A 25,028-nucleotide genomic window follows, 5' to 3' on the forward strand; every position below is an offset into this window, starting at 1 on the left:
ATTCCCCGTTCTTTCAGTTCAGGCGGGAACCGACGGCTTTTCCCGGCTGACCGCGTCGCGCAGCAGATCCACGGCCACCGCGGTCCCGTCGGCGGGGATCGTGCCGGCGACCTCGGTCGCTTTGGCCCGCGTCTCTGGAGCCAGTGCCGTGGTGAGCGCGGCGGACATGGCCCCGAACGTCGGGGCCGGCCCTTCGAGGGCGACCCCGATCCCCAGTTCGGCGACCCGGTCGGAGTAGTACTGCTGGCCGACGATCGACCGCACGATGATCTGCGGCGAGCCCGCGCGGGTGGCGATATGGGTCGTGCCCGTGCCGTCGTGGTGGATGGAGACGGCGACCCTCCGGAACAGCTCCTGGAGGTTCACCTCGTCGACGGCGAAACAGTCGTCCTCGTCCTCGGGCAGGTCCAAACCCGCCCAGCCACGGGAAAGGATGACCCGGTGCCCCTGGGCACGGATCGCCTTGATGGCGACGGACGCCGCGTCGGCGGTTCCGGGCGAGCTGCCGAAACCGACGTACACCGGCGGCGGACCGGCGGCGAGGAACGCCTCCAGGTCGGCGGGAAGCGGCCGCTCGTCGGGCAGGATCCACGCGCCGGTCTGCACGGCCTCGTGTCGCGGCTCCAGCGGAGCGAGGATCGGATCCGCGGCCAGCAAAGGCTTTTCGGTGGAGCAGTAGTNGGCGGCGAGGAACGCCTCCAGGTCGGCGGGAAGCGGCCGCTCGTCGGGCAGGATCCACGCGCCGGTCTGCACGGCCTCGTGTCGCGGCTCCAGCGGAGCGAGGATCGGATCCGCGGCCAGCAAAGGCTTTTCGGTGGAGCAGTAGTCGAAGAGGTTCTTCACCGGCGCCAGGCCGATCTCGGCCCGCTTCGCGTTGAGCACGTCACCGAACAGGCCGTCGGCGCCCTGGTTGTACATCTCCCGCTGCGGCGCATCGAGGTGACTCGGCAGGTGGATCGGGCACAAAGCGACGTAGTAGTAAGGAATTCCGAGCTTCTCGGCCACCGATCGCACCGCGACCGCGCCGGACAGCAGACCGGTCGCCACGACGACGTCGCAGCCTTCGGCGACGGCGGGCATCTGGTCGAACTGGTCGGCGATCCCGGCGGCGGCGAGCTCGGGATCCCGGCCCTCGCCGTCGTTCATCCCGCGGTCCGGCCGGGCGACCGGCACCAGCGGCACGTCGATCTCGGCCAGCCGCTCCGCGCTGTCCGGCGGCGCGCACACCCGCACCTCGGCGCCGGATTCCTTCAGCCGCGCGGCCAAGGCCACCAGCGGCTCGACATCCCCGCGTGAGCCACACGCCCACAACAACACGCGCATTTCGCTTCCCCTCTACCAGGTGACCGGCAATTGATCCGGGCAGTCGATGAACGCGTTCCGGAGTTTGACCTCGTCGTTGGACACCGCCAGGCGCAGCCCGGGGAATCGCTGCCACAGGGACTGATAAGCCATGCGCAGCACCGACCTCGCGACCGCGGCGCCGATGCAGTAATGGATGCCGTGCCCGAAGCCGACGTCCGAAACCGGAGGGCGCCGCGCGTCGAGGACGTTCGGGTTCGGCGTCAGCGCTTCGTCCCGGTTCGCCATCAGGATCGAGCAGAGGACGTAATCCCCCGCCTTGATCAGCTGCCCGCCCACGACGACGTCCCTGAGCGCCATCCGCGGATTCGGCTGCTGCACGGGCGAGAGATAACGCAGCAGTTCGTTGACGACACGATCCGCCTGTTCCCTGCCCTCGAAGAGCATCTGCTTCTGGTCGGGGTGATCCAGGAGCGCGAGCACCCCGAAGCCCAGCATTCCCGCGACGGTCTCGACACCGCCGAGCAGCAGCGCCGTGCACAGGCCCTTCAGCTCGTCGTCGGTGACGTTGTCGCCGTGCTCGCGGACGAGCATGCCGAGGAAGCCGTCGTCGGGATCCTTGCGCTGGCGGGTGATGAGACCGAGCAGGTACTGGTTGAACGCCGCGCTGTCGGCGGCCCTCGCCTTGAATCCGCGGCTGAGATCGACGTTGCGCCGGATCCGCCGGATGAACTCGTTGCGGTCGTCGCGCGGGATGCCGAGCAGTTCACAAAGGACACCGCCGCCCACCGGGTCGGCGAAAAGTCCTTGTACGTCAGCGTGCGCGCCTTCGGCCTCGACCTCGTCGAGACGTTCGTCGATGAGTTCCTGGATCGCGGGTTCCAGCCGCCGGATCCGCCGGACGGTGAACTCCGGCGTCAGCATCCGCCGCAGCCGCGTGTGCTCTGGCGGGTCGTAGGTCGAGATCTGGCCGACGAACTGCGGCGCCATGGGAACGTCTTCGCCGTTCGTCGTCCGCTCGGCTTCCGCCTCGGTGAGCCGGGGCCGTGTCGTGAAGTTCTCGTGGTCGCCGAGGATCTTGCGGACGACGTCGTACCCGAGCGCCTGCCAGACGTAGCCCTTGCCGAGCTGCGTGGACGCGTCGCCGAGAATCCGGACCAGCGGTCCCTTCTCTCGCAACGTGAACATGTCCTCGTGCGGATCGCAGTGCGTCCGCATCATGTAATTGGCCGTCGGCTCCACGGCCGGCGCGACCTCGTCGATTGCGTGCTCCATACCGATGGAAGCTCCTTCAGTGACCTGCGGTCCGGCCGTTGTGCCGCGCCGCAATCTTCATCCGCGATCGGGCGGGACGTCCAGCGCCGACATGGACGACTCGTGAGTGGCTCAGGGGAAATGGTGAGGCGAGGTCGGCGACGTGCCCTTCCCATGTCGCGAAAGCCACTTTCGGGACATCCAGCGTCGCGAAAGTGGCTTTCGCGACACGGCACGTCACCGCCAACCGGAACTCACCATTCGACCATCAGGCTCGTGAGCCCGTAAGCCGGCGTGGTGAGACGGAACATGGTGTCCTTCTCGGGATCCGCGAGCCTCAGGTCCGGAAAACGCCGCCACAGCAACGTGAAGACCGTCCGCAGTTCGAGCCGCGCCAGCGAAGCGCCGAGACAGTGGTGGATCCCGTGCCCGAACGCCACATGTGGCGCGGGCTCCCGCGTGAGATCGAGCCGGTCCGGATCCGGCACCAGCGCGGGATCACGGTTCGCCATGGGGAGCGAGCAGAGCACGGTCTCGCCCTCCTTGATGACCTCTTCCCCGATGACGACGTCCTCCATGGCGGTGCGGGGTGTCGGAGCGTACGGGACCGTGAGGTACCGGATCAGCTCGTCGACCGCGCGGTCCGCCGCCTGGCCGTCACCGCGGATCGCGGCGAGTTGCTCGGGATGCCGCAGGAGAGCCAGTACGCCGAGGCCGATCATGCCGGAGATGTTGTCGTCACCGGCCAGCATCACCTGAACGCAGAATCCCCGCAGTTCCTCGTCGGTGGCTTCGTCGCCGTGTTCGGCGACGACCGCACCGATCAGCCCTTCGCCGGGTTCCTCACGGTTCCTGGCGATCATCGCCAGCAGGTAACGGGAGAACGCCTCGCCGGCGGCCGCCCGTCTCCGCTGGCTCAGCGAGGCGTCGAGATGCCCGTGGCACAGCTTGAGGAACATGGCGCGGTCGTCACGGGGCACCCCGATCAGTTCGCACAGCACGGCTCCCGGCACTTCGTCGGCGACGAGCTCGATCACGTCGGCGGGGGATCCCTCGTCCTCCATGGCATCGAGCCGTTCCGTCACGATCTGCTCGATGTACGGCTCCATGCGCCGCATCTTCCGCAGGGTGAATCCCGGAGTCAGCTTCTGCCGCATCCGGGTGTGCTCGGGCGGGTCGTAGTCCATCAGGTTGCCGACGAGCTCTTGCGGGCGGAAGATGCCCTGCCCGCCGACCTCGTCGTGCTCGTGCCAGCGGCGCCGGGTGCTGAATCGCTTGTGGTCGCCCAAAACCTGGCGGACGACCGAGTGCCCCGCGGCCATCCAGATGGTTTCGGCGTCCGCCCCGGTGCCCACCGTGACCTTCGACAGCGGCCCGGCGGCGCGCAGCTCGTCCGCCGGGTCGAGGTCCTGCCTGCGGATGTGCAGCGGACGCGTGTCCTCACCACTCAACGGGGAGCTCCTCGATGTTGAACGGGGCGGGTTTGCCCGCCACGAACCGCAGTTCCTCCTCCGGGACCGCCAGCCGCAGTGCCGGGAAGCGGCGCGCCAGGATCGGCAGCGCGACCCGCAGTTCGAGCCTCGCCAGCGGGGCCCCGACGCAGTGGTGGATGCCGTGCCCGAAGGCGAGATGCCCCGGGCTGTTCTCGCGGGTGATGTCGAACTTGTCCCCGAGCGCGCGGTTGACCGCCAGCATCGAACACGTCAGCACATCCCCGGCGCGGATGTCGTAGCCGGCGATGTTCAGGTCGACGAGCGCGGTCCGGGGAGAGGGCGCCTCGACGATCGTCGGGAAGCGCAGGACTTCCTCGGTCGCGCTGTCGACCAGTTCCGGGCGCTCGCGCAGCAAGGACAGCTGCGCCGGGTTCGTCGCGAACAGGAGCACCGCCATCGCCAGCTGGGCGGCCATCTGCTCGACGGCCACGATCAGGATCGCCTCGGCGAGCCCCGAAAGTTCCTCGTCGCTGACCTTGTCGCCGTGCTCGCGCACGATGAAGCCGATCAGCTCGTCGCCGGGATCGCGGCGTTCGCGGGCGGCGAGCTTTTCGCAGTAGTTGACGACACCGAGGCTCGACTGGGCCCGCTGCTTGGGGATCCGGCTCTCCCGGCTGTCCCGGATCATCCGCGACAGATCGGCCTGGTCGTCACGCGGGACACCGAGGAACTCGCAGGCGATCAGCGCCGGGATGGGCCAGCCCGCGTACCGGACGAAGTCGATCGGCGAACCCATGCTCTCCAGATCGTCGAGGCCCTCTTCGATGACTTCCTCGACCCGCGGCCGCAACCGCTCGATCCGCCGGACGCTGAACGCCCCGGCCACCGTCCCGCGCAGGCGGGTGTGATCGGGCGGGTCGTAGGCCTGCAGGATCCCTGGCAGGTGGGCGCGGTCCGCCTCGTCGTCGACCGGCCGCATCGAGCTGAACCGCGTGGCGTCGGCGAGGATCTCGCGCACCTCGTCGTACCCGGTGACCAACCATTGCCTGCGGCCGTTCAGCCCCGTCTCCGTGTCGTACCTGTGCAGCGGGCCTTCCTGGTGCAACGCCCAGAGCTCCGGCGCCGGATCGAGCCGGATCCGCTGATGCGGCAAGGGAAATACCATGATTCTCCTCAGGCTTTCTGGCGTTACCAGTCGAGCGGCAGGGCTTCCACGTCGAACGGTGGCGGTCCGAACTTGAGTTTGCGATCGGGCTCGGCGAGCCTCAGCTTGGGGAAACGCCGTGCCAGCGCGGGAATCGCCTCCCGGAACACCATCTCCGCCAGCGGCCTGCCGAGGCAGTGGTGGATCCCGTGCCCGAACGAGACATGCGGCGACTTCTCCCGGGTGATGTCGAATTCGTCCTCCGGCGCGGGGAACTTCGCCCGGTTCGCGCCGAGCAGGGAACACGTGACGGTGTCTCCGGCCTTGACCAGACGGCCGCCGATCGTCACGTCCTCCTTCGCGATACGAGGGTGGAGCTTCTCGTCGGTGGTGAGGTACCGGTTCAGCTCCTCCAGCCAGTCCGGGATCGTGTCCGGCTGGTCCCGCAGGATGTCGAACTGCTCCGGGAAATCGACCATCAGCAGCGCACCCGCCGCGAGGAACCGGGCGACCTGGTCGCCGCCGGCGCCCATGATGAACGCGGCCACCCCGGCCAGTTCCGCGTCGGTGATCTCGTCGCCGTGTTCGCGCACCACGACGCCGAACAGGTCGTCACCGGGATCGCGGCGCACGCGGGCGACGGCCTTGTTCATGTACTGCATGTACTTGTTGCCCGCCGCGTTGCGCCGTTTGTCCGTCCGCTCGGTCCGGCTGGCGTGCAGGGTGCGGGACAGATCCGCCTGGTCGTCCCGCGGGATGCCGAGGAAGTCGCAGGTCGCCGTCGTGGCGATCGCCCAGCCGAAATGCGGGACGAAATCCACCGGGCCGCCCATGTCCTCGATGGTGTCCAAGGCGTCTTCGACGATCTGCGCGACCTCGGGGCGGAAATCCTTCATCCGCCGCATGGTGAACGGCGGGGTGACCAACCGGCGCAGCCGCGTGTGGTCCGGCGGGTCGTAGTGGGTGAGGAAGCCGGGCCAGGCGATACCGGCCGCGGTGCCCCCGTAGATCAGGCGCGCGCTGAACTTGTCCGAGCTGAGGACCTGGCGGACCTCGTCGTAGCCGGTGGCGAGCCAGGCCGTCCGCCGTTCACCGTCTTCCTCGGTGCCCAGGGCGGAGATGGGGCCTTCGGCCATCAGGGACAGGAGTTCGGCCCCCGGGTCGAAGCGGTTCCTCCGGTGGATTTCCAAACCCTTGACGACGTTGAGCTCCTCGAACACGGCAGTTCCTTTCGCCTCGACCGGCCGTCGCGCGCGGGAATGATGTTCTCGGCTTGGGCGGACGAGCGTCGAGTTCGTCCAACCGTCCGGATCTGGGCGTGCTTCTCGTTCCGGGCCCTCGCAACTCGCGCCGGAGCGTGTCGCGAAAGCCACTTTCGGGACGTCAGATGTCTCGAAAGTGGCTTTCGCGACACGGTCGCCGTCGGGAGCGGACTGCCGGGGAGCGGGGCGGGGGTGACGTGTTGCGAAAGTGGCTTTCGCAACCTCGGCGGAGGTGTGCGCGGCTCGCCTCGNTTCGGGACGTCAGATGTCTCGAAAGTGGCTTTCGCGACACGGTCGCCGTCGGGAGCGGACTGCCGGGGAGCGGGGCGGGGGTGACGTGTTGCGAAAGTGGCTTTCGCAACCTCGGCGGAGGTGTGCGCGGCTCGCCTCGTGAGTGGTAAGAACGGTCAGAACCGTCCTTACCACTCACGAGAGCAAGCGGGCGCCGAGCTCGTCCAACCGCCCGGATTGAGCGGCTGGACACCCTCGCTCAGCCGTTGACTTCGGCGATCAGGCTCTTCGGCCGCAGGTCGGTCCAGTTCTCCTCGACGTAGGCGAGGCATTCCTGGCGCGAGGCCTCGCCGTGAACACGGGTCCAGCCGGCGGGCACCTCGGCGAACGTCGGCCAGAGCGAGTGCTGGCCCTCGTCGTTCACCAGCACGAAAAAGGAACCGTCTTCGTTGTCAAAGGGGTTGCTCATGATCGCTTTTCCTTTCACGCGCCCGGCCGAGGCCGGAGCTTCTCGGCGACGATGGATCCAATCTGGACCAACGCCGCGGGTTGCACCATGTCGTAATGGTTGGTCGGGATCTCGTGGTGTTCGATCGTGCCGCTGGTGAAGTCCTTCCAGCCGGCGACGGCCTCCGACACGGGCAGGTGCGCCGGCCGGTCCTCCGAGGCGACGAAGAGCAGGATGTCGCCGTTGAACGGCGAGGCCGTGTGCTGCGGCCCCACCTTCCAGAGGTTCTTCATGACCGCTTCGAGCCGTTCCCGGGCGCCGGGGCCCTGGACCATTCCGCCCGCCAGCTCCAGATCCTGCTGTTTCCGTTTCTGGAGGCCGTCTTCGTCGCGCGCCGCCTCTTCGGTCACCGTGCCGGTCGCGTTCCGTCCCATGTAGACGGGGTAGGCGTCGAGCAGCGCGAGCAGGCCGAGTTCTTCCCCCTCGGCTTCGAGCATCGCGGCCATCGCCTGCGCGATCCGGCCGCCGAGCGACCAGCCGAGCAGGTGATACGGCCCGGTCGGCTGCACGGCACGGATATGCGCGAGATAGTCGGCCGCCATCTCTTCGACGCTCTCGGGCAGCCGTTCGGTCCGCGCGAGGCCGCGGGCCTGCACGCCGTAGACCGGCTGGTTCGCGGGAAGATGCCGCAGCAGCGGCCCGTAGTTCCAGCTGAGCCCGCCGCTCGCGTGCACGCAGAACAGCGGCGGCCGGTCGCCGCCCGCCTGCAGCGGCAACAGGATCTCGTAGTCGCCGGTCTTCACCGAGGTGCTCGTGCGCCGCCGCTCCCCCACCACGATCAGGGTCTTGGCCGGGGTCTTGCGGGCGAGCAGGCCGGTGTTCAGCATCCGGTGTCCCGGCTCGCCGAACGGGCAGGGCTCACCCGTCTTGCCCTCGTCCACCGCCGGTCCGGTGACGTAGAGGTCGCCGACGACGCCCGGGGCAACAGGTCGCTTCTGTCCGTCGAGCACCAGCGCGCCGACCGGACCCAGCTCCGCGACCACCGAAGGCACTTCGCCCGCCCACCGCGCCGGCGCGATCGCCGGACGGCCGCGTTCGGTCTCGTCCAGGAAGAGGTCCAGCTCGCTGATCCGCCGCTGGGGATCCTCCGCGACCTGCTCCAGGACGTGGACCAGCCGCCGCGCGACCGATTCCGCCGTGGCCTCGTCGAAAAGGTCAGCGGCATAACGAAGAGTGCCTTCGAGACCGTCTTCGTTGTCGTCCTCGTCGAGCCGCTCGGTGAGCTTGAACGCGAGATCCAGTTCCGTGGCCTCGGTTCCGCCGGGTTCGACGCTGGTGCGCAGGGCGGGCAGTTCCGCCGCGTCCCACGCGCCGATGTCCTCCTCGTCGACCTCCAGCCCCACCTGGAACACGGGGTGGCGGGACAGCGAGGCAGGCAGGTCCAGCAGGTCGACGATCCGCTCGAACGGCACGTCCAGCTGCTGGCGCGCACCCCGGACGGCCTCCTGCACCCGCGTGACGACCTCGAGGAAGGTCGGGTCGCCGGAGAGATCCGTGCGCAGGGCCAGCGGCCGGGTGAACGGCCCGATCATCGGTTCGAGGTCGATGAGGTCTTCGTCCCGTGCCAGCTTCGTCCCGATCACCAGGTCTTCGCCCGCGCCGGATTTACTCAGCAGCATCGCGAGCCCGGCGTGCACGACGTGGATCGTTTCCGCGCCGAGCCGTTCCACGGCTTTGGTCAGCCGTTCGTACGATTCGGCGCCGAGCCGCAGCGCGACCGTGCCCGCCTTGCGCGACGGGACTGCCGGACGCGGCCGGTCGAACGGCAGCACCGTCTCCCCTTCGATCCCGGTGAGGGTGTCCCGCCAGAAGACGACCTGTTCGTTGATCAGGCTGCCCGGTTCGTCCTCGTCCGCGAGGAGCCGCTGCTCCCAGATCGCGTAGTCGGCGAACTGCAGCGCCAGCGGCGCGCGCTCGGGAACGCGGCCCGAACGCCGTGCGCCGTACGCGGCCGACAGGTCGCGGAAGAACACGTCGAGCGAGTCGTCGTCGGCGAGGATCCGGTGTAGCCGCAGGTGAAGCACGTGCTCCTTTTCCGCGAGCGCGAAAAGGTCGCAGCGCCACGGAACCTCACGAGTGAGGTCGAAGACCGACGCGCGCAGCCCGGCGAGCAGGCCGGGAAGCTCCTCCTCGGTGGCGGGCACCGGGGTCAGCTCGATGGGCGCGGGCTCGTGGACGAGCTGCCGGACGTTCTGCGCGTCTCCGGGGAACGTCGTGCGCAGGACCTCGTGCCGGGTCGCGACGTCGCCGAGCGCGGCCGCCAGCGCGGCCACGTCGAGCCTGCCGCGCAGGCGCAGCGCGACCGAGATCTGCAGTCCGGCGGTCTCCTCACCGGGGTTGGCCAGCAGCCACGCTCGCAGCTGCCGTGCGGTGAGCGGAACCCGCTCGGGCCGCTCGGCGGGCTCCAGCGCGGGACGGGACTTCGCGGCGAGCGCCCTGGCGACACCGGCGGGTGTCGGCGAGGAGAACAGCTGCCGGATGGGCAGATCCACGCCGATCACCTCGCGGATCCGCGCGATGAGCCGCATCGCCAGCGCCGAGCTGCCGCCGAGGTCGTGGAAGGCGTCGTCGACACCCACGTTGTCGACGCCGAGGATCTCCGAGAACAGCTCGCAGAGCACCTTCTCGGATTCGCTCTCCGGCGCCTTCTCCGACGCGCGGCCCGCGAGATCCGGGGCGGGCAGCGCCCGGCGGTCGACCTTTCCGTTGGGAGTGACCGGAAGGCCGGGCAGGGCGACGACGGCCATCGGGACCATGTACGCGGGCAGCACGAGACCCATCTGGCGCTTGATCTCCTCCGGGCCCGCGTCACCGCCGTCGGAGACGAAGTACCCGACCAGCCGCTTCTCGCCCGGCTGGTCCTCCCGCGCCATGACGACGGCCTCGACCACGCCCGGCTGGGCCGCCAGCACGGATTCGACCTCGCCCAGTTCGACCCGGTAGCCGCGGATCTTCACCTGGTCGTCGGCGCGTTCGAGGAACACGACCTCGCCGTCGCGGGTCCAGCGGGCCAGGTCGCCGGTGCGGTACATACGCTCGCCCGTGAGGAACGGGCACGCCACGAAGCGCTCGGACGTCAGGCCCGGGCTGTCGAGATATCCGCGCGCCAGCCCCGTTCCCGCGATGTACAGCTCGCCGGCCACACCCGGCGCGACCGGCCGCAGGAAGGCGTCGAGAATGTAGATCCGGCGGTTCGTCATGGGGTGACCGATCGGCAGTTCCCGGTCGACGACGTCGCCGGGTTCGATCGGGAGCCACGTCGCGCACAGGGTGGTCTCGGTCGGCCCGTAGGTGTTGCGCACCCGCAGATTCGGCTGGGCCCGGCGCAGGTTCTCCACGGACTGCGCGGGAACGACGTCGCCGCCGGTGCCGATTTCGACCAGGCCGTCGAAGCATTCCGGCGACGTCTCCGCGAGCGCGCGGAAGGTACCGGCGGTGAGGTGGACGTAGTTCGCGCCGCGGGCGACGGCCTGCCGCACCCCGGCCGCGTCGAGCACACCCGGCTCGGTGAGCAGGACGCGGGCACCCGTCGAAAGCGGCACCCACATCGCGTACAGCGACGGGTCGAAGACGTGCGTCGCGTGCATGAGGACGCCGTCGCCGGGGCCGATCTGCCAGCCCTGGTCGCCGGCCAGCCCCGCCACACCGCCGTGCGGGATCCCCACGCCCTTGGGCAGGCCGGTGGACCCGGAGGTGTACATGACGTAGGCCAGATCGTGCGCGCTGGGCCGGAATTCCCGTGCCGTGGCTGCGGAAGCGTCGATGGCGGCCCGCGTTTCCGGGGCGTCGAGGACGATCGTCTCCTTCGGCACGACGCCACTGGTGGCCTGCGTGCACACCACGACCGAGACCGCAGAGTCGTCGAGGATGAACGCGATCCGCTCGGCCGGGTACTCGACGTCCACCGGGACGTAGGCGGCGCCCGCCTTCCAGATCGCCAGGAACGCGATGATCAGTTCCGGCGACCGTTCCATCGCCACGCCGACGCGGTCGCCGCGGCCGACACCACGGGCAGCGAGGTACGCGGCCAGCCGATTCGAGGCCTGGTCGACGGCGGCGTAGGTCAGGTCCGCGCCCGCGGCGTCGGTGATCGCCACCGCTTCGGGTGCCTCGGTCACCCGCCGCGCGAACAGCTCGACGACGGAGTCGCCCGGCACGGGCCCCTCGGTCGCGTTGAATTCGTTCACCACCAAGGAGCGTTCGGCCTCGCTCAGCAGCGTCAACCGGCCGACGAGGACGTCGGGTTCGGCGACCAGCCGCTCCAGCACGCGGGCGAGCGCGCCGACGACCGATCCGGCGACCTTCTCGTCGAACAGGCCGCGGTCGTAGTCGAGGATGAGCGGCATCTGCTCACCGGGACCGGTGACCAGGGTGAACGGGTAGTGCGACGAGTTGCGTCCCCGTTTGACCGGACGCAGGGTCAGGCCGTCGTGCGCCTGGCCGAGTCCCTTGCGGGGGAAGTTCTCGTAGATGACGAGGGTGTCGAACACCGCGCCGGGCCCGACCACGGCCTGTACGTCCTGGAGGCCGAGGTGCTGGTGCGCCATGAGCGCCGACTGGTCGCGCTGCAGTTCGGCGAACAGGTCGACCGCGCGCCGGGCGCCGTCGAGCCGCACCCGCACCGGCAGGGTGTTGAGCAGCTGGCCGACCATCGACTCGACACCCGCCAGTTCGGCGGGACGGCCCGAAGCGGTCGCGCCGAACACGACGTCGGTCCGGCCGGCGAGCTGCGACAGCACGACGGCCCACGCGCCCTGCACGACGGTGTTCAGCGTGAGGTCGTGGCTCCGCGCCAGATTCGCCAGCCCGTCGGTGAGTTCCGTGGACAGTTCGACGATCGTGGTGTCGATCTCCGGCACCCGGCCGGGATCGGCGGGCGCGACCGCGGTGGGCGTGTCGATCCCGGCGAACTCCTCGCGCCAGGCCGCGCGGGCGATCTCCTTGTCCTGCTTGCCGAGCCAGGCGAGATAGTCCCGATAGGACACTGTGGGCGGCAGCCCGGACGCGTCCCCGCCCGCGGCGTAGATCGCGGCGAGTTCGCGGTGGATGATCGGCATCGACCAGCCGTCGGTCAGCACGTGGTGCAGCGTGTGCACCAGCCGGTGGCGGTCCGGGCCGAGCCGGATCAGGTGCAGCTTCATCAGCGGCGCCACCTCGATGCGGAGCCGCTCGGCCAGCTCGTCCGCGGCCAGCCGGTCCACTTCGCTTTCGAGGATCTCCTCCGGCAGCCCGGTGAGATCCGTTTCGCGCCAAGGGATCTGCGCGTCCCGCGTGATGACCTGCACCATCTGCGCGCCACTGACGTAACGAAAACAGGCCCGCAGCGCGGCGTGCCGGTCGACGAGTGCCTGCCACGACGCCCGCAGCAGCGCGGCGTCGAGCGGGCCGTCGATGCCGTAGACGGTCTGCACGGTGTAGGTGTCGGGCCCGTCGTCGTCGAGCGCGGTGTGGTAGAGCATTCCCTCCTGCAGCGGGGAAAGAGGCCAGACGTCCTCCACGCTGGAACGCGGTTTCGCGCGAGTGTCGTCAACGGTCACGATCTGCTCCTTGGTGAGTGGGTGAACTCGCGTGCTCGGGGGCGCGACTCGCGTGCTCGGGGGCGTATCTCGCGTGATCAGAGACGTAACTCGCGTGATCGGAGCCGTACACGCGAGTTACGCCTCCAAGCACGTGAGTTACGCCTCCAAGCACGCGAGTGCGGTGTCTGATCACGAGAACCCGGCCTCGAGCTGGTCCAGCTGGTCTGGGGAAAGGGCGACGAGCGAGCCCCCGTCGGGTTCCGGTTCCGGGGCTGCCTCGCCCTCGGGCGGGATCTCCTTGACGAGCGTCGCCAGCCGTTCCGGTGTCTTCTCTTCGAACACCTGCCACGGGCTCAGTTCCAGCCCTTCGCGGCGGGCGCGGGCCGACAGCTGCATCGAGATGATCGAGTCGCCGCCGAGTTCGAAGAAACTGTCGTCGGGCCCGACCTGCTCCAGGCCGAGCACCTCCGCGAACAGCTCGCACAGCTTCGCCTCCATGGCCGTGCGCGGGTCGCGGCCGGAGGACATGCCGGAGAAATCGGGCGCCTGGAGCGCCCGGTGGTCGAGCTTGCCGTTCGGGGTGAGCGGCATCTTCTCCAGCGCCACGAACGCCGCGGGCATCATGTACTCCGGCAGCCGGGCGGCCGCCATCTCGCGCAGCACCGAGGTGAGCGAAACGTCGGCCTCGTCCGAGGGCACCACGTACGCCACCAGCCGTTTGTCGCCCGGCCCGTCCCGGTGCACGGCGACCGCGACCTGCGCGACGCCCGGATGTCCGGCCAGCACGTTCTCGATCTCCGCGGGCTCGACCCGGTAGCCGCGCACCTTGACCTGCGCGTCGACCCGGCCGACGAAGATCAGCTCGCCGTCGGGATCCCAGCGGAACCGGTCGCCGGAGCGGTACATGCGCTCGCCCGGCGTGAACGGGTCGGCGACGAACCGTTCCGACGTCAGCCCCGGCCGCCCGAGATACCCGCGGGCGAGTCCGGCGCCGGCGATGTACAGCTCGCCCGCCACGCCCGGCGGCACCGGCTGCAGGTACGCGTCGAGGATGTAGTGCTTCACGTTCCGGATCGGGCCGCCGAGCGGGACGACCTCGTGCCCCGGCGACAACGGGGCGCTCATGGTCGAGCAGATCGTCGTCTCGGTGGGGCCGTACGCGTTGATGAACCGGCGCCCCGGCGACCAGCGGTCGACCAGCGCGGGGGTGCACACCTCGCCGCCGGTCAGCACGCCGCGCAGCGTGTCCGGCAGATCCTCCTCCACCGCCAGCACACTCGGCGACACCGTGAGATGCGTGATCCCCCACTGCCGCAGCGCGTCGCCGAGGGTCACCCGCGGCGGCATGCTCTCCGCGTCGGCCAGCACCAGGGTCGCACCGGCCAGCAAGGACATGTACAGCTCGGAGACAATGGCGTCGAAGCCGATCGCGGACAACTGCAGCACCCGCGAGGACGACGTCACACCAAGGCGTTCGATATGCGCGGTCGCCAGGTTCCCCAGCCCGGAATGCGTGACCTGGACGCCCTTCGGCACCCCTGTCGACCCGGACGTGTAGATCACGTACGCCGCGTCGGTCGTCTTCACCGACGGCAGCACGACCGACGGATCCGCGGCGGGAAGTTCGTCCAGCAGCAGGATTTCGCCGTCGAACTTCTCGGGCACGACCGCCCGGGTGGCCGACGTGCAGACCAGCACCTGCGGCGCCGAACTGGTCAGCATCAGCTCGATCCGCTCGGCCGGATAGTCCGGGTCGACCGGGACGAACGCCCCGCCGGCGAACGTCACGCCCATCATGGTCACCACGAGTTCGGCCGACCGTTCGACCAGCACCCCGACCCGGGACTCCCGCCGGACACCCAGCCCGACAAGCAGTCGCGCCAGCGTCTCGACCTCGCCGAGCAGTTCGCCGTAGCTCAGGGTCCGCTTCGCGTCCTCGATCGCCGCCGCGTCGCGCGACCGCTCCACCTGACGGCGGAACAGCACCGGCAGCGCCTCGGCCTCGAACGGCACCTCGGTCCGGTTCCACTCCTCGATCACCAGACGGCGCTGCTCGGGCCCGATCAGGGCGACCCGCCCGACCGGGATCCGCGGCTCGGTGACCACCTGGTCGAGCGCCCGGATGATCGAAGCGACGATCTCCTCGATCCGCGTCCGGTCGAAAACGTCCGGCCGGTAGATGACCTCGCCGTGCACGCCGCCGCCTTCGGAAGCGCGGATCGACAACGGATAGTGCCCGGTGTCGTCCGGGATCCCCGCCGGGCGCAGGGCCAGGACGTCGGGATCGTCGGACGGCGGGGGCGGCGGCGGGTAGTTCTCGAACACCACGATCGTGTCGAAGGCCGCGCCGGGGCCGGCGAGCTGGTTGATCTCGGTCAGCCCGACGTGCTGGTGCGGCATCAGCGCGACCTGGCGTGCTTGCAGATCCGCCAGCATCTCCAGGAACGGCTGGGCGCCGGTGAGCCGCGCCCGGACCGGCAGCATGTTCATGAACAGGCCGACCGCGGATTCGACCCCGGGGATCTCGACCGGCCGACCGGCCACCGTGGTCCCGAAGACGACGTCGTCGCGTCCGGTCAGCCTGGCCAGCAGAAGTGCCCACACGCCTTGGAAAAGCGTGTTCGTCGTGACGCCGTGCCGCCGGGTGAACTCCATCAGGCGGCCGCTGAGGTCGTCGTCGAGTTCGAAGCGGACGCGATCCGGCTCGATGGGCACGGCGATCGTGTCCGGCGGCACCACGTGGGTCGCCTCGTCGAGCCCGGCGAGTTCGGTCCGCCACGCCTCCTTCGCGGCCGCCTTGTCCTGGCGGGAAAGCCAGGCGAGGTACTCGCGGTACGACGTCGGAGTGGGCAGCTGCCGGTCATCTTCGTACGCTGCCATCACCTCGCCGAGGAACACCGGCAGCGACCAGCCGTCGGCCGAGATGTGGTGCGACCTGAGCACCAGCCGGTGCCTGCGATCGCCGAACCGCACCAGATGCAGGTGCAGCAGCGGCGCATTCGCCAGGTCGAACCGCTCGGCGTGCGATGCCGCCGCGATCCGCTCGAATTCCGCCAGCGCCTCGTCCTCGGGCAGGTGGGACAGGTCGGTTTCCTGCCACGGCACCGGAACATCGCGGACGACGGCCTGGACGGCGGTCCCCGAGCCGAGGCGGTGGAAACCCGCCCGCAGCGCGGGATGCCGGTCGAGCAGAGTCTGCCACGCCGCGCGGAACCGGGCGACGTCCAGCGGCCCGTCGAGGATGATGTCGCGGATACCGGCGTAGACGTCCGGCCCGCGCTCGTCGACCGCGTGGAACAGCAACCCTTCCTGCAGCGGGGAAAGCGGCCAGATGTCGGCCAGGCTCGGTACGAGCGCCTCGACGTCCGTCACTTCCTGCTGGGTCAGCGTGATGAGCGGGAAGTCCGACGGCGTGTGCCCGCCCGCGCCGCTCTCCGTGTGGAGGGCCAGCCCGGTCAGCATGTCCAGCCACGCCTGGCCGAGCGCCTCCGCGTCAGCCTCCGTGAGCAGGCGTTCCGCCCAGGTCAGGGTCAGCGTGAATTCCCCGTCGAGCACGACCGCGTCGATCTCGACGGCGTGCCGCAGCGGCAGGTCGTCCTCCGCCGTGCCGCCGATGGTCCCGGCCAGTTGCCAGGGTTCCGCGTCACCTTCGGGCCGGGCCGAGAACCGCCCGAGGTAGTTGAAGCCGATCTCCGGTGACGGCAGCGCCGCCAGCGCCTTCCCGGTCTCCGCGTCGAGATACCGCAGCATCCCGTAGCCGAGACCGCCGTCGGGCACCGCTCGCACGTTCTCCTTGACCTGCTTCAGCAACCGGCCAGGCGTGTCCGCCTCGGCGGTGTCCAACCGGAGCGGATGGACATCGGTGAACCAGCCGAGCGTCCGCGACAGGTCCATCCCGTCGAGGGGCTCACGGCCGTGGCCTTCGACGTCCACCACGACGGCGGTGCCACCACGCCACCGGGTGACCGCACCGGCGAGGGTCGCCAGCAGAACCTCGTGGACGCCGCAGTGGAAGGCCGTGGTGGTCTTCTCGACGAGCACGCTCGCGCGGTCCCGCGGCAAGGTCCACGAGCGGCGTCCCGACGTCGCGATGGTGTCGCGCTGAGGGTCGAGTTCGCCGACCCTCGCCTCCGCACCGCCGAGGATTTCCGTCCACAGCTCCAGTTCCCCGGTCCGCGACGCCGCCTGGCCGGCCAGCGTCCGCGCCCAGCGCCGGAACGAAACGGGCGGCGGATCGAGCACCGGTTCCTCGCACGCCGCTTGCAGATCCGCCAGCAGGACACGCCACGACACCACATCGACCGCGAGGTGATGGGCGGCCAGCACGAGCCGTCCCTCGGAGCCGGCATCCACCCAAACGGCCTGGAGCATCACGCCCGCGACGGGGTCAAGCCGTCCGGCGGCCTCGTGCGCGTGGCGCTCCGCGATTTCGTCGAGGTCGCCGGCTCCGGCCTCGACCCGCTGGAGCAGCGCCGCCGCGTCGACGGTTCCGCGTCCGGCCACGACCAGGCGGGAATCGATCACCTGGCTCCGCAGCAGGTCGTGGGTGTCGATCACCGCACGCAGCCCGGCCGTCAGCACCTCGAGAGAAAGGTCGCCGGGCACGCTCGCCGTCACCCACTGCGCCAGCGCGCCCCGCGACATCGCGCCGGGATCGCGTTCGAGCAGCGCCCGTACGACCGGCGTCCACGGCACCTCGCCGACACCGTCGGTGACCTCGGTCTCCTGCACGCCGCGCTCGGCGACCGCCGCGATCCCCGCGGGGGTCTTCTGCTCGAAGACCTGCTTGGCACCGAAGACGAAGTCCTCGCGCCGGGCGCGGGCGGCCAGCCGCATCGACAGGATCGAGTCGCCGCCCAGTTCGAAGAAGCTGTCGTCCGCGCCGACCCGGTCAAGGCCGAGGATTTCGGCGAAGAGATCGGTCATGACGCGTTCGGCCTCGGTCCGCGGTTCGCGGCCCGCCGGTTTCCCGGCGAATTCGGGGGCGGGCAGGGCGGCGCGGTCGATCTTTCCGTTGAGGGTCAACGGGAAGGTGTCCAGCACCAGCACCACCGCGGGCACCATGAACTCCGGCAGCCGCTCCGCGAGCCGGGTGCGGACCGCTTCGGATTCCAGTCCCGGTTCCGCGGTGACGTAGGCGATCAGCCGCTTCTCGCCGGGACGTTCCTCCCGCGCCACCACGACGGCCTGCGCGACGTCGGGCAGCGCGGTCAGCGCCACTTCGATCTCGCCCGGTTCGACGCGGTAGCCCCGGATCTTCACCTGGGAGTCGGCCCGGCCGCCGAACAGCAGCTCGCCGTCGTCGGTCCAGCGCGCGAGGTCGCCCGTGCGGTACATGCGCTCACCGGCCGCGAACGGGTTCGCGACGAAGCGCTGCGCCGTCGCGGTCGGAGCGCCCTGATAACCGTGCGCCAGACCGGCACCGGCGAGGTACAGCTCACCGGTCACGCCCGGCGCCACCGGCTGCAGGAACGCGTCGAGCACGTACGCCTGCCTGCCGGCCAGCGGTCCGCCGATCGGCAGGACACTGCCCGTCTCGGCACCCGGTTCGAGGACGAGCCAGGTGGCGCACAGCGTGATTTCGGTGGGTCCGTACAGCTGCCGGAACCGGACGTCCGGGCAGGCGCGGCGCATCCGCTCGACGGAGGCGAGCGGCACCGCGTCGCCACCGGTCAGGATCTCCCGCAGCCCGGTGAAGGATTCCGGCGCTTCCTCGGCCACCACGCGGAAAGTCCCGGCGGTCAAGTGGACAGTGGTGACACCGCGTTCGACCGCTTCCCGCACCCGCTGCGCGTCGACCGCGCCCGGTTCCGCGACGACCACGGCGGCCCCGCTGACCAGCGGCACCCAGATCTCGACCAGCGACGCGTCGAACGCGTGGGAAGCGTGCAGCAGCACGCGATCTCCTGGCCCCTGCGACCAGCCCGGGTCGCCCGCGAGCGCCGCGACACTGCCGTGCGGCACCGAAACACCCTTCGGCACCCCGGTCGATCCCGACGTGTACATCACGTAAGCCGTGTCGTGCGCGCCGACGATGACCGGCGGCGCCGCGTGCTCCGTCGCGCCCATGACCACCCGCTCGACGCCGTCCGGCACCGCGTCGCGGCTAGCCGCCACGCAGATCGCCAGCGCCGCACCGGAATCGGCCAGCATCCGCTCGATCCGTTCCGCGGGGTAGTCCACGTTCACCGGAACCTGCGCCGCACCGGCCTTCCAGACCGCGAGCAGGGCGACGATCAGATCCGCGCCGCGCTCCATCACGACACCGACGCGGTCACCGCGCAGCACCCCGCGTGCGGCCAGATACCCGGCCAGCCCATCGGATTCCCGGTCGAGTTCGGCGTAGGACAGCGTGCGGTCACCATCGACGACCGCCACCGCTTCGGGGGATTCCGCGGCCCGCCGCCGGAACAGCTCCGGCACCGTGACACCCGTGGTCGCCTCGCCCGTCGCGTTCCACCGCTCCACCACGGACTCGCGCGCCGGTTCGCTCGTCACCCCGAGGCGCCCCACGGGAAGCGAGGCCTCCGCCGACACCCGCTCCAGCACCCGCACGACCTGCCGGGCGACCTCGGCCGCCGTTCCCGCCTCGATCCGGTCGGGCCGGTAGGCCACGCGGATCCGCAGGCTCTTGCCGGGCGAAACGCTCATGGTCAGCGGGTAGCCGGTGCCGGTCCTGGTCTCGACCGAGCTGATCGAAACACCGCCGTCGTCGCCGAGACCGTCGGCGTCGTGCGGGTAGTTCTCGATCATCACGATGGTGTCGAAGACCGCGCCCGAACCCGCCGCGCGCTGCACCTGTGACAGCCCCAGGTACTGGTGCTCGGTCAACGCGGACTGCCGGGCCTGCAGGTCCTGGAGCATTTCCAGCACCGGCAGGTCGCCGTCGAGCCGCACGCGGACCGGGACGGTGTTGATGAACATCCCCACCATCTGTTCCACGTCCTGCACGTCCGCCGGACGGCCGGAGACGACCGTCCCGAACACGACGTCCGTCCGGCCCGCGAGCCGCGACAGCACCAGCGCCCACGCGCCCTGCACGATCGTGCTCAGGGTCAGGCCGTGACCGCGGGCGAAACCGGTGAGCGCCCGCGTCGCCGCCTCGGACACCGATTCCGCGTGCTCACCCGGCACGATCATCGCCTTGTCCGCGTCGGCGTCCACCACGGTCGGCTCGTCGGAACCGGCGAGTTCCGCCCGCCACGCCGCCTGCGTCGCCTGGACGTCCTGGCGGCTCAGCCACGTCAGATAGTCCCGATAGGACGGTGTCTTCGACGGCGCTTGCCCGCCCGCGTACGCGATCGACACCTCACCCAGGACGAGCGGCGTGGACCAGCCGTCGAGGAGGACGTGGTGCGAGGTCAGCACGAACCGGTGCCGCACCGGGCTCAGCTTGATCAGCATCAGCCGCAGCAGCGGCGCCTTGGTCACGTCGAACCGCTCGGCCTGGTCCTCGGCGAGCAGCCGTTCGATCTCCGCGGCCGCGTCCGCCTCCCCGACGTGTGACAGATCGACCATGCGCCAAGGGATTTCCGCTTCGGCAGCGACGACCTGCACCGGCTCGCCGGAAGCCAGCTGGTGGAAACCGGTCCGCAACGTCTCGTGCCGGGCGACCACCTGGTTCCACGCGGCGCGCAGCCGCTCGGCGTCGAGTGGCCCGTCGAGGTCGAGGATCCGCTGGCTCTGGTAGACGTCGACACCGTCGTCGGCGACGGCCCGCTCGAAGAGCATGCCTTCCTGCAACGGCGAAAGCGGCCAGATGTCGGTCAGCCCCGGCGTCGCGGCTTCCAGCTCGGTCACGTCCTGCTGCGCCAGCTCGACGAGCGCGAAGTCGGACGGCGTGTGCCCACCGGTGGAATCGGCGGCGAGCGCGTTCAGCGTCGCCAGCCAGGCCTCCCCGAGGCGTTCCACCGTGGCGGGGTCGACGTCCCGGCCGTCGATGGCGAGCCCCAGCCGGGGCCCGTCCGGCGTGTCCTGGACCTCCGCGCCGACCTCGACGGGGTGGGCCAGGATCATGTCCGGGCCACCACCGAGCGGCCCTTCACCCGCCGGCTGCCACGCCGGGTCCTTGGCGGAAAGGCTTGTCCGGCCGAGGTAGTTGAAGCCGATCTGCGCGGACGGCAGCTCCGCGAGCCGGGCGCCGGTGTCGGGGTTGAGGTACCGCAGGAGCCCGTAGCCGAGCCCGTCGCCGGGAACCGCACGGATCTGTTCCTTGGCGGTCCTCAGCAAGTCCCCCGCGGTGACGTCGAAGCGGACAGGATGCACGCTGGTGAACCAGCCCACGGTGCGCAGCAGGTCTTCGCCGTCGGCGGCCTCGCGGCCGTGGCCTTCGACGTCCACCAGCAGCGCGCCGCTCCCGCGCAGCCGCGTCACCGCACCCGCGAGGCCCGCCAGCAGGACGTCCTGGATCCCGCAGTGGAAGGCGTTCGGCAGCCGGGTCAGCAGGTCGTTCGCCGCGTCGCCGGACACCGTCGCGGACCACGAGTGCGTCTTGCCCGGGCTCGGTTCCACGGCCGGTTCCGCACCGTCGAGGAGGGCGGTCCAACGTTCGGTTTCGGCCACGGTGCGCTCCTCGCGCGCCTGCTCGGCCAGCCGCCGCGCCCACTGCCGGTAGGGCGTCGCCACGGGTTCGAGCGCCGCGCCTTCGTAGGCCGAGCGCAGATCGGGCAGCAGGATCCCCCACGAGACCGCGTCGACGGCCAGGTGATGTGCCACCAGCGCAAGCCGTCCCTCCCCGGTGTCAGGAGAGTCGATCCACACCACGCGCAGCATCGCCCCGGCCGCCGGGTCCAGCGTGGCCGTCGCCGTCCGGACCTCGCGTTCGGCGGCCTCGTCCAGGTTCTCCGCGACCACCCGTGTCACCAGGGCGGCCGCGTCGACCGCACCAGGCTCGGGCACGATCAGCCGTCCCGCTTCCACCCGGGCCCGCAGCAGGTCGTGCGTGGCCAGCAGCGCCTGCACGGCCTTGACCAGCGTCTTCTTGTCGAAATCCGCAGGGGTGACGATCACCCGTGCCTGCGCGAAGCCGGGGCGCACGGCGTTCTCGCCGAGGGCGAGCATCACCGGCGTCATCGGGATCTCGCCGACCCCTGACTCCACTGTGGACGGTGCTGCGGTTTCCTTGGCCAGCGCCGCAAGCCGCTCGGGCGTCCGGTGCTCGAACACCAGCCGCGGCGTCAGGGAGATCCCCTCCCGCCGGGCGCGGGCGGCCACCTGCATCGACGAGATCGAGTCGCCACCCAGCTCGAAGAAGCTGTCCTCGACGCCGACCCGCTCCAGCCCCAGGACGTCCGCGAATACTCCACAAAGGACTCGCTCGTCCTCGGTCGCGGGTTCGCGGCCCGCCGCCTTCGAGGAGAAGTCCGGCTCGGGGAGCGTCTGCCGGTCCACCTTGCCGTTGACGGTCAGCGGAAGTTCGTCCAGCACCAGGATCGCGGCCGGGATCATGAACTCGGGCAGCGTCTCGGCGAGCCGTCCGCTCAGGCGCGCCGGGTCGAGATCCTGCCCCGCTTCGGGGACGGCGTACCCGATCAGCTGCTCACCACGGGCGATCACCACGGCCTGGGCGACTCCGGGGAGACGGCCGAGCGCGACCTCGATCTCCCCTGGTTCCACCCGATAGCCGCGGATCTTCACCTGGTCGTCGGCGCGGCCGGCGAACGCCAGCGTGCCGTTCTCCGTCCAGGACGCGAGGTCTCCGGTGCGATACATCCGCCCGCCGGGCACGAACGGATCCGCGACGAAGCGCTCGGCCGTCAGCGTCGAACGGCCCAGATAACCTTGCGCCACACCGGCTCCGGCGACGTACAGCTCGCCAGGCAGCCCCGCGGGCACGGGCCGCAGGAACGCGTCGAGCACGTAGACCCGTCGTCCCGCGAGCGGGCGGCCGATCGGCAGCACCGATCCCATGTCGTCGCCGGGTTCGAGCACCCACCACGTCGCGCACAGCGTGGCCTCGGTGGGCCCGTAGAGATGCCGCACCCGCACGTCCGGGCACGTCCGCCGCACCCGCTCGACCGCCGCGGGCGGCACCGCGTCACCGCCGGTCAGCACCTCGCGCAGCCCGGCGACCGATTCGGGCGCTTCCTCGGCCAGCACCCGGAAACTCCCGGCCGTCAGGTGAGCGGCCGTGACGCCGTCCGCCACGTAGCCTGCCAGCGCCTCGCCGTCCACCGCACCCGATCCGGCGAGCACCACCCGGGCGCCCGAGACCAGCGGCACCCACAGCTCGAACAGGGAGATGTCGAAAGCGTGCGAGGCGTGCATCAAGACCGCGTCGCCGGGGCCGACGCCCCAGCCCGGTTCGCCGACCAGCGCCGCGACGTTGCCGTGCGACACCGCGACACCCTTGGGCATGCCCGTCGAGCCCGACGTGTACATCACGTACGCGACGTCGTCCGCCGTGGCGCCGATCGACAGCCGGGCGGACTCCGCGACCGCCCGCCGGGTCTCGGGATCGTCGAGGACGATCGGTGCGAGACCGCCGTCCAGGACGGCGTCCCGGTGCGCTTCCGTGCACACGACCGCCGACGGCTCGGCGTCCGCCAGCATGAACTTCACGCGTTCCGCCGGGTACGCCGGGTCCAGCGGGATGTACGCCGCGCTCGCCTTCCACACCGCGAGCAGGGTCGCGATCAGGTCGGGTAACCGGTCCATCACCACGGCGACCCGGTCGCCGCGCCGGACTCCCTTGCCGCTCAAGTAGCCCGCGAGCCGCTCGGCGCGCTCGGTCAGCTCCCCGTACGACAGGGTCCCGTCACCGGCGACGACGGCGATCGCGCTTTCGTCCTGACGCGAGAACAGATCCGGCGCCAGGACGTTCGGTCCGGCCTCGGCCGACACACCCCACCGGCCGACCGTTTCGCGCTCGGCCGCGGTGGTGACGTCGACGTCGGCGACGGTGAGATCGTGCGACAGCTGGTGCAGCACACCGGTGAACCGCTCGACGATGGCTCGCGCGGCGGCCTCGTCGAACAGGTCCGTGAGGTAGTCGAGTTTGACGAGCATCGACTCGCCGGGGACGGCGACCAGCGTCAGCGGGTAGTGCGCCGCCTCCTGGCCCTGGTTCACGCGAATGCCGAAGGGCGCGGCGGAATCCGGCCCGCCGAGCTCGCGCGGGAAGTTCTCGAAGACGATCATGGTGTCGAAGCTCGCGCCGGGTCCGGCGGCCTGCTGGATGTCCGCGAGCCCGACGAACTGATCAGGGATGAGCGCCGACTGCCGTCTTTGCAGCTCCGCCAGCATCTCGACGACCGGCGCCGAACCGCGAAGCCGCGCGCGCACCGGGACGGTGTTGAGGAACAGCCCAACCATCCCCTCGACGCCGGGAAGATCCGGCGGGCGCGCCGAAACGACCGCGCCGAACACGACGTCCGTGCGGCCGGAAAGCTGCGCGAGCACCATCGCCCACGCGCCCTGCACGACCGTGTTGAGCGTCAATCCGTTGCCGCGGGCCAAATCCTCCAGCGAGCGGGTGAGCTCCGACGGCAGCTCGACCGCGATGCTCTCGGGAACGCCGGGCGCTCGTCCCGGATCTGCGGGCGCCACCAGCGTCTGCGCTTCGAGGTCACCGAGTTCGTTCGTCCAGGCCGCGAGCGCCTTCGTCTTGTCCTGGCGGCTCAGCCACGCGAGATATTCGCGGTACGGCGTCACTTCCGGCAGCTCCGCCGCCGCGTACAGCGCCGACAGCTCGTCGAACACGATGGGCAGCGACCAGGCGTCCATGATCGCGTGATGGCACGTGACCACGAGGCGGTGGCTGTCGTCGCCGAGCCGGATCAACGCCAGCCGCAGCAGCGGCGCCGTCGCGAGGTCGAACCGCTTCGTCCGGTCCTCCTCGGCCAACTCCCGTACGGCCGCGTCTGGGTTTTCGAGGTGGGACAGGTCGATCTCGCGCCAGGGCAGTTCCACCTGCCGGGCGATGATCTGCACCGTCTCACCGGTCTTGCGCTGCCGGAAGCAGGCGCGCAGCGACGCGTGCCGCGCCAGCAACGCTTCCCACGCCGCGCGCAGTCTCGCCGCGTCCACGGGGCCGTCGAGCTCCAGGACCCAGTGTCCAATGTAGACGTCGAGCCCATCACCGTCGTAGACCGCGTGGAAGACCAGCCCTGCCTGCAACGGCGACAGCGGCCAGATGTCCTCGATCCGCGACTGAGCCATCAATTTCTCCCTCGATCAGCGAAGTTCTTCGGCGAACCAAGCTCGAATTCCCCTGCGCGAAGCCGAGGCGCCGACGTCGAATGCGGCATGTCCCCCCACCGAATCGTCGCCCGAAGGGCCGACCCGGACAACATGTCCAACGGACCCCGTTTCCCTGCCGTGAACGCGCCTGTGGTGCGGGGTGTGTGGAAATAGGGACGTTGAGTGTCCCTATTC

At 70.4% G+C, this 25,028-nt stretch carries 8 protein-coding genes; all 8 read right to left on the reverse strand.

The window, feature by feature from the left end; genetic code table 11:
* Positions 1 to 18: 18 nt before the first annotated feature.
* On the reverse strand, positions 19 to 1,323 hold the full coding sequence (locus ACXIZN_RS25895) for a glycosyltransferase (RefSeq protein ID WP_457957396.1): 1,305 nt from the start codon (positions 1,321 to 1,323) through the stop codon (positions 19 to 21).
* 12 nt (positions 1,324 to 1,335) lie between these two features.
* Complete coding sequence (locus ACXIZN_RS25900; RefSeq protein ID WP_457957398.1) at positions 1,336 to 2,577, reverse strand: cytochrome P450; 1,242 nt, start codon at positions 2,575 to 2,577, stop codon at positions 1,336 to 1,338.
* Positions 2,578 to 2,810: 233 nt separating this feature from the next.
* Positions 2,811 to 4,007 carry a cytochrome P450 gene (locus tag ACXIZN_RS25905; RefSeq protein WP_457957400.1) on the reverse strand — a complete coding sequence of 399 codons (1,197 nt, stop codon included), beginning with the start codon at positions 4,005 to 4,007 and terminating at the stop codon, positions 2,811 to 2,813.
* Positions 3,997 to 5,154, reverse strand: a complete 1,158-nt coding sequence (locus ACXIZN_RS25910; RefSeq protein ID WP_457957402.1) for a cytochrome P450 — start codon at positions 5,152 to 5,154, stop codon at positions 3,997 to 3,999. The genes ACXIZN_RS25905 and ACXIZN_RS25910 overlap by 11 nt, the downstream gene beginning before the upstream one ends.
* A 23-nt stretch (positions 5,155 to 5,177) precedes the next feature.
* A complete protein-coding gene (locus ACXIZN_RS25915) occupies positions 5,178 to 6,353 on the reverse strand; it encodes a cytochrome P450 (protein WP_126733876.1) in 1,176 nt (391 codons plus the stop codon).
* Positions 6,354 to 6,885: 532 nt separating this feature from the next.
* Positions 6,886 to 7,095, reverse strand: a complete 210-nt coding sequence (locus tag ACXIZN_RS25920; protein ID WP_126733878.1) for an MbtH family protein — start codon at positions 7,093 to 7,095, stop codon at positions 6,886 to 6,888.
* Between the two features lie 14 nt (positions 7,096 to 7,109).
* Positions 7,110 to 12,671, reverse strand: a complete 5,562-nt coding sequence (locus ACXIZN_RS25925; RefSeq protein WP_457957404.1) for an amino acid adenylation domain-containing protein — start codon at positions 12,669 to 12,671, stop codon at positions 7,110 to 7,112.
* A 171-nt stretch (positions 12,672 to 12,842) separates the two neighbouring features.
* Positions 12,843 to 24,812 carry an amino acid adenylation domain-containing protein gene (locus ACXIZN_RS25930; RefSeq protein ID WP_457957406.1) on the reverse strand — a complete coding sequence of 3,990 codons (11,970 nt, stop codon included), beginning with the start codon at positions 24,810 to 24,812 and terminating at the stop codon, positions 12,843 to 12,845.
* Positions 24,813 to 25,028: the final 216 nt, after the last annotated feature.

It is taken from the genome of Amycolatopsis sp. TRM77291, assembly GCF_054166285.1.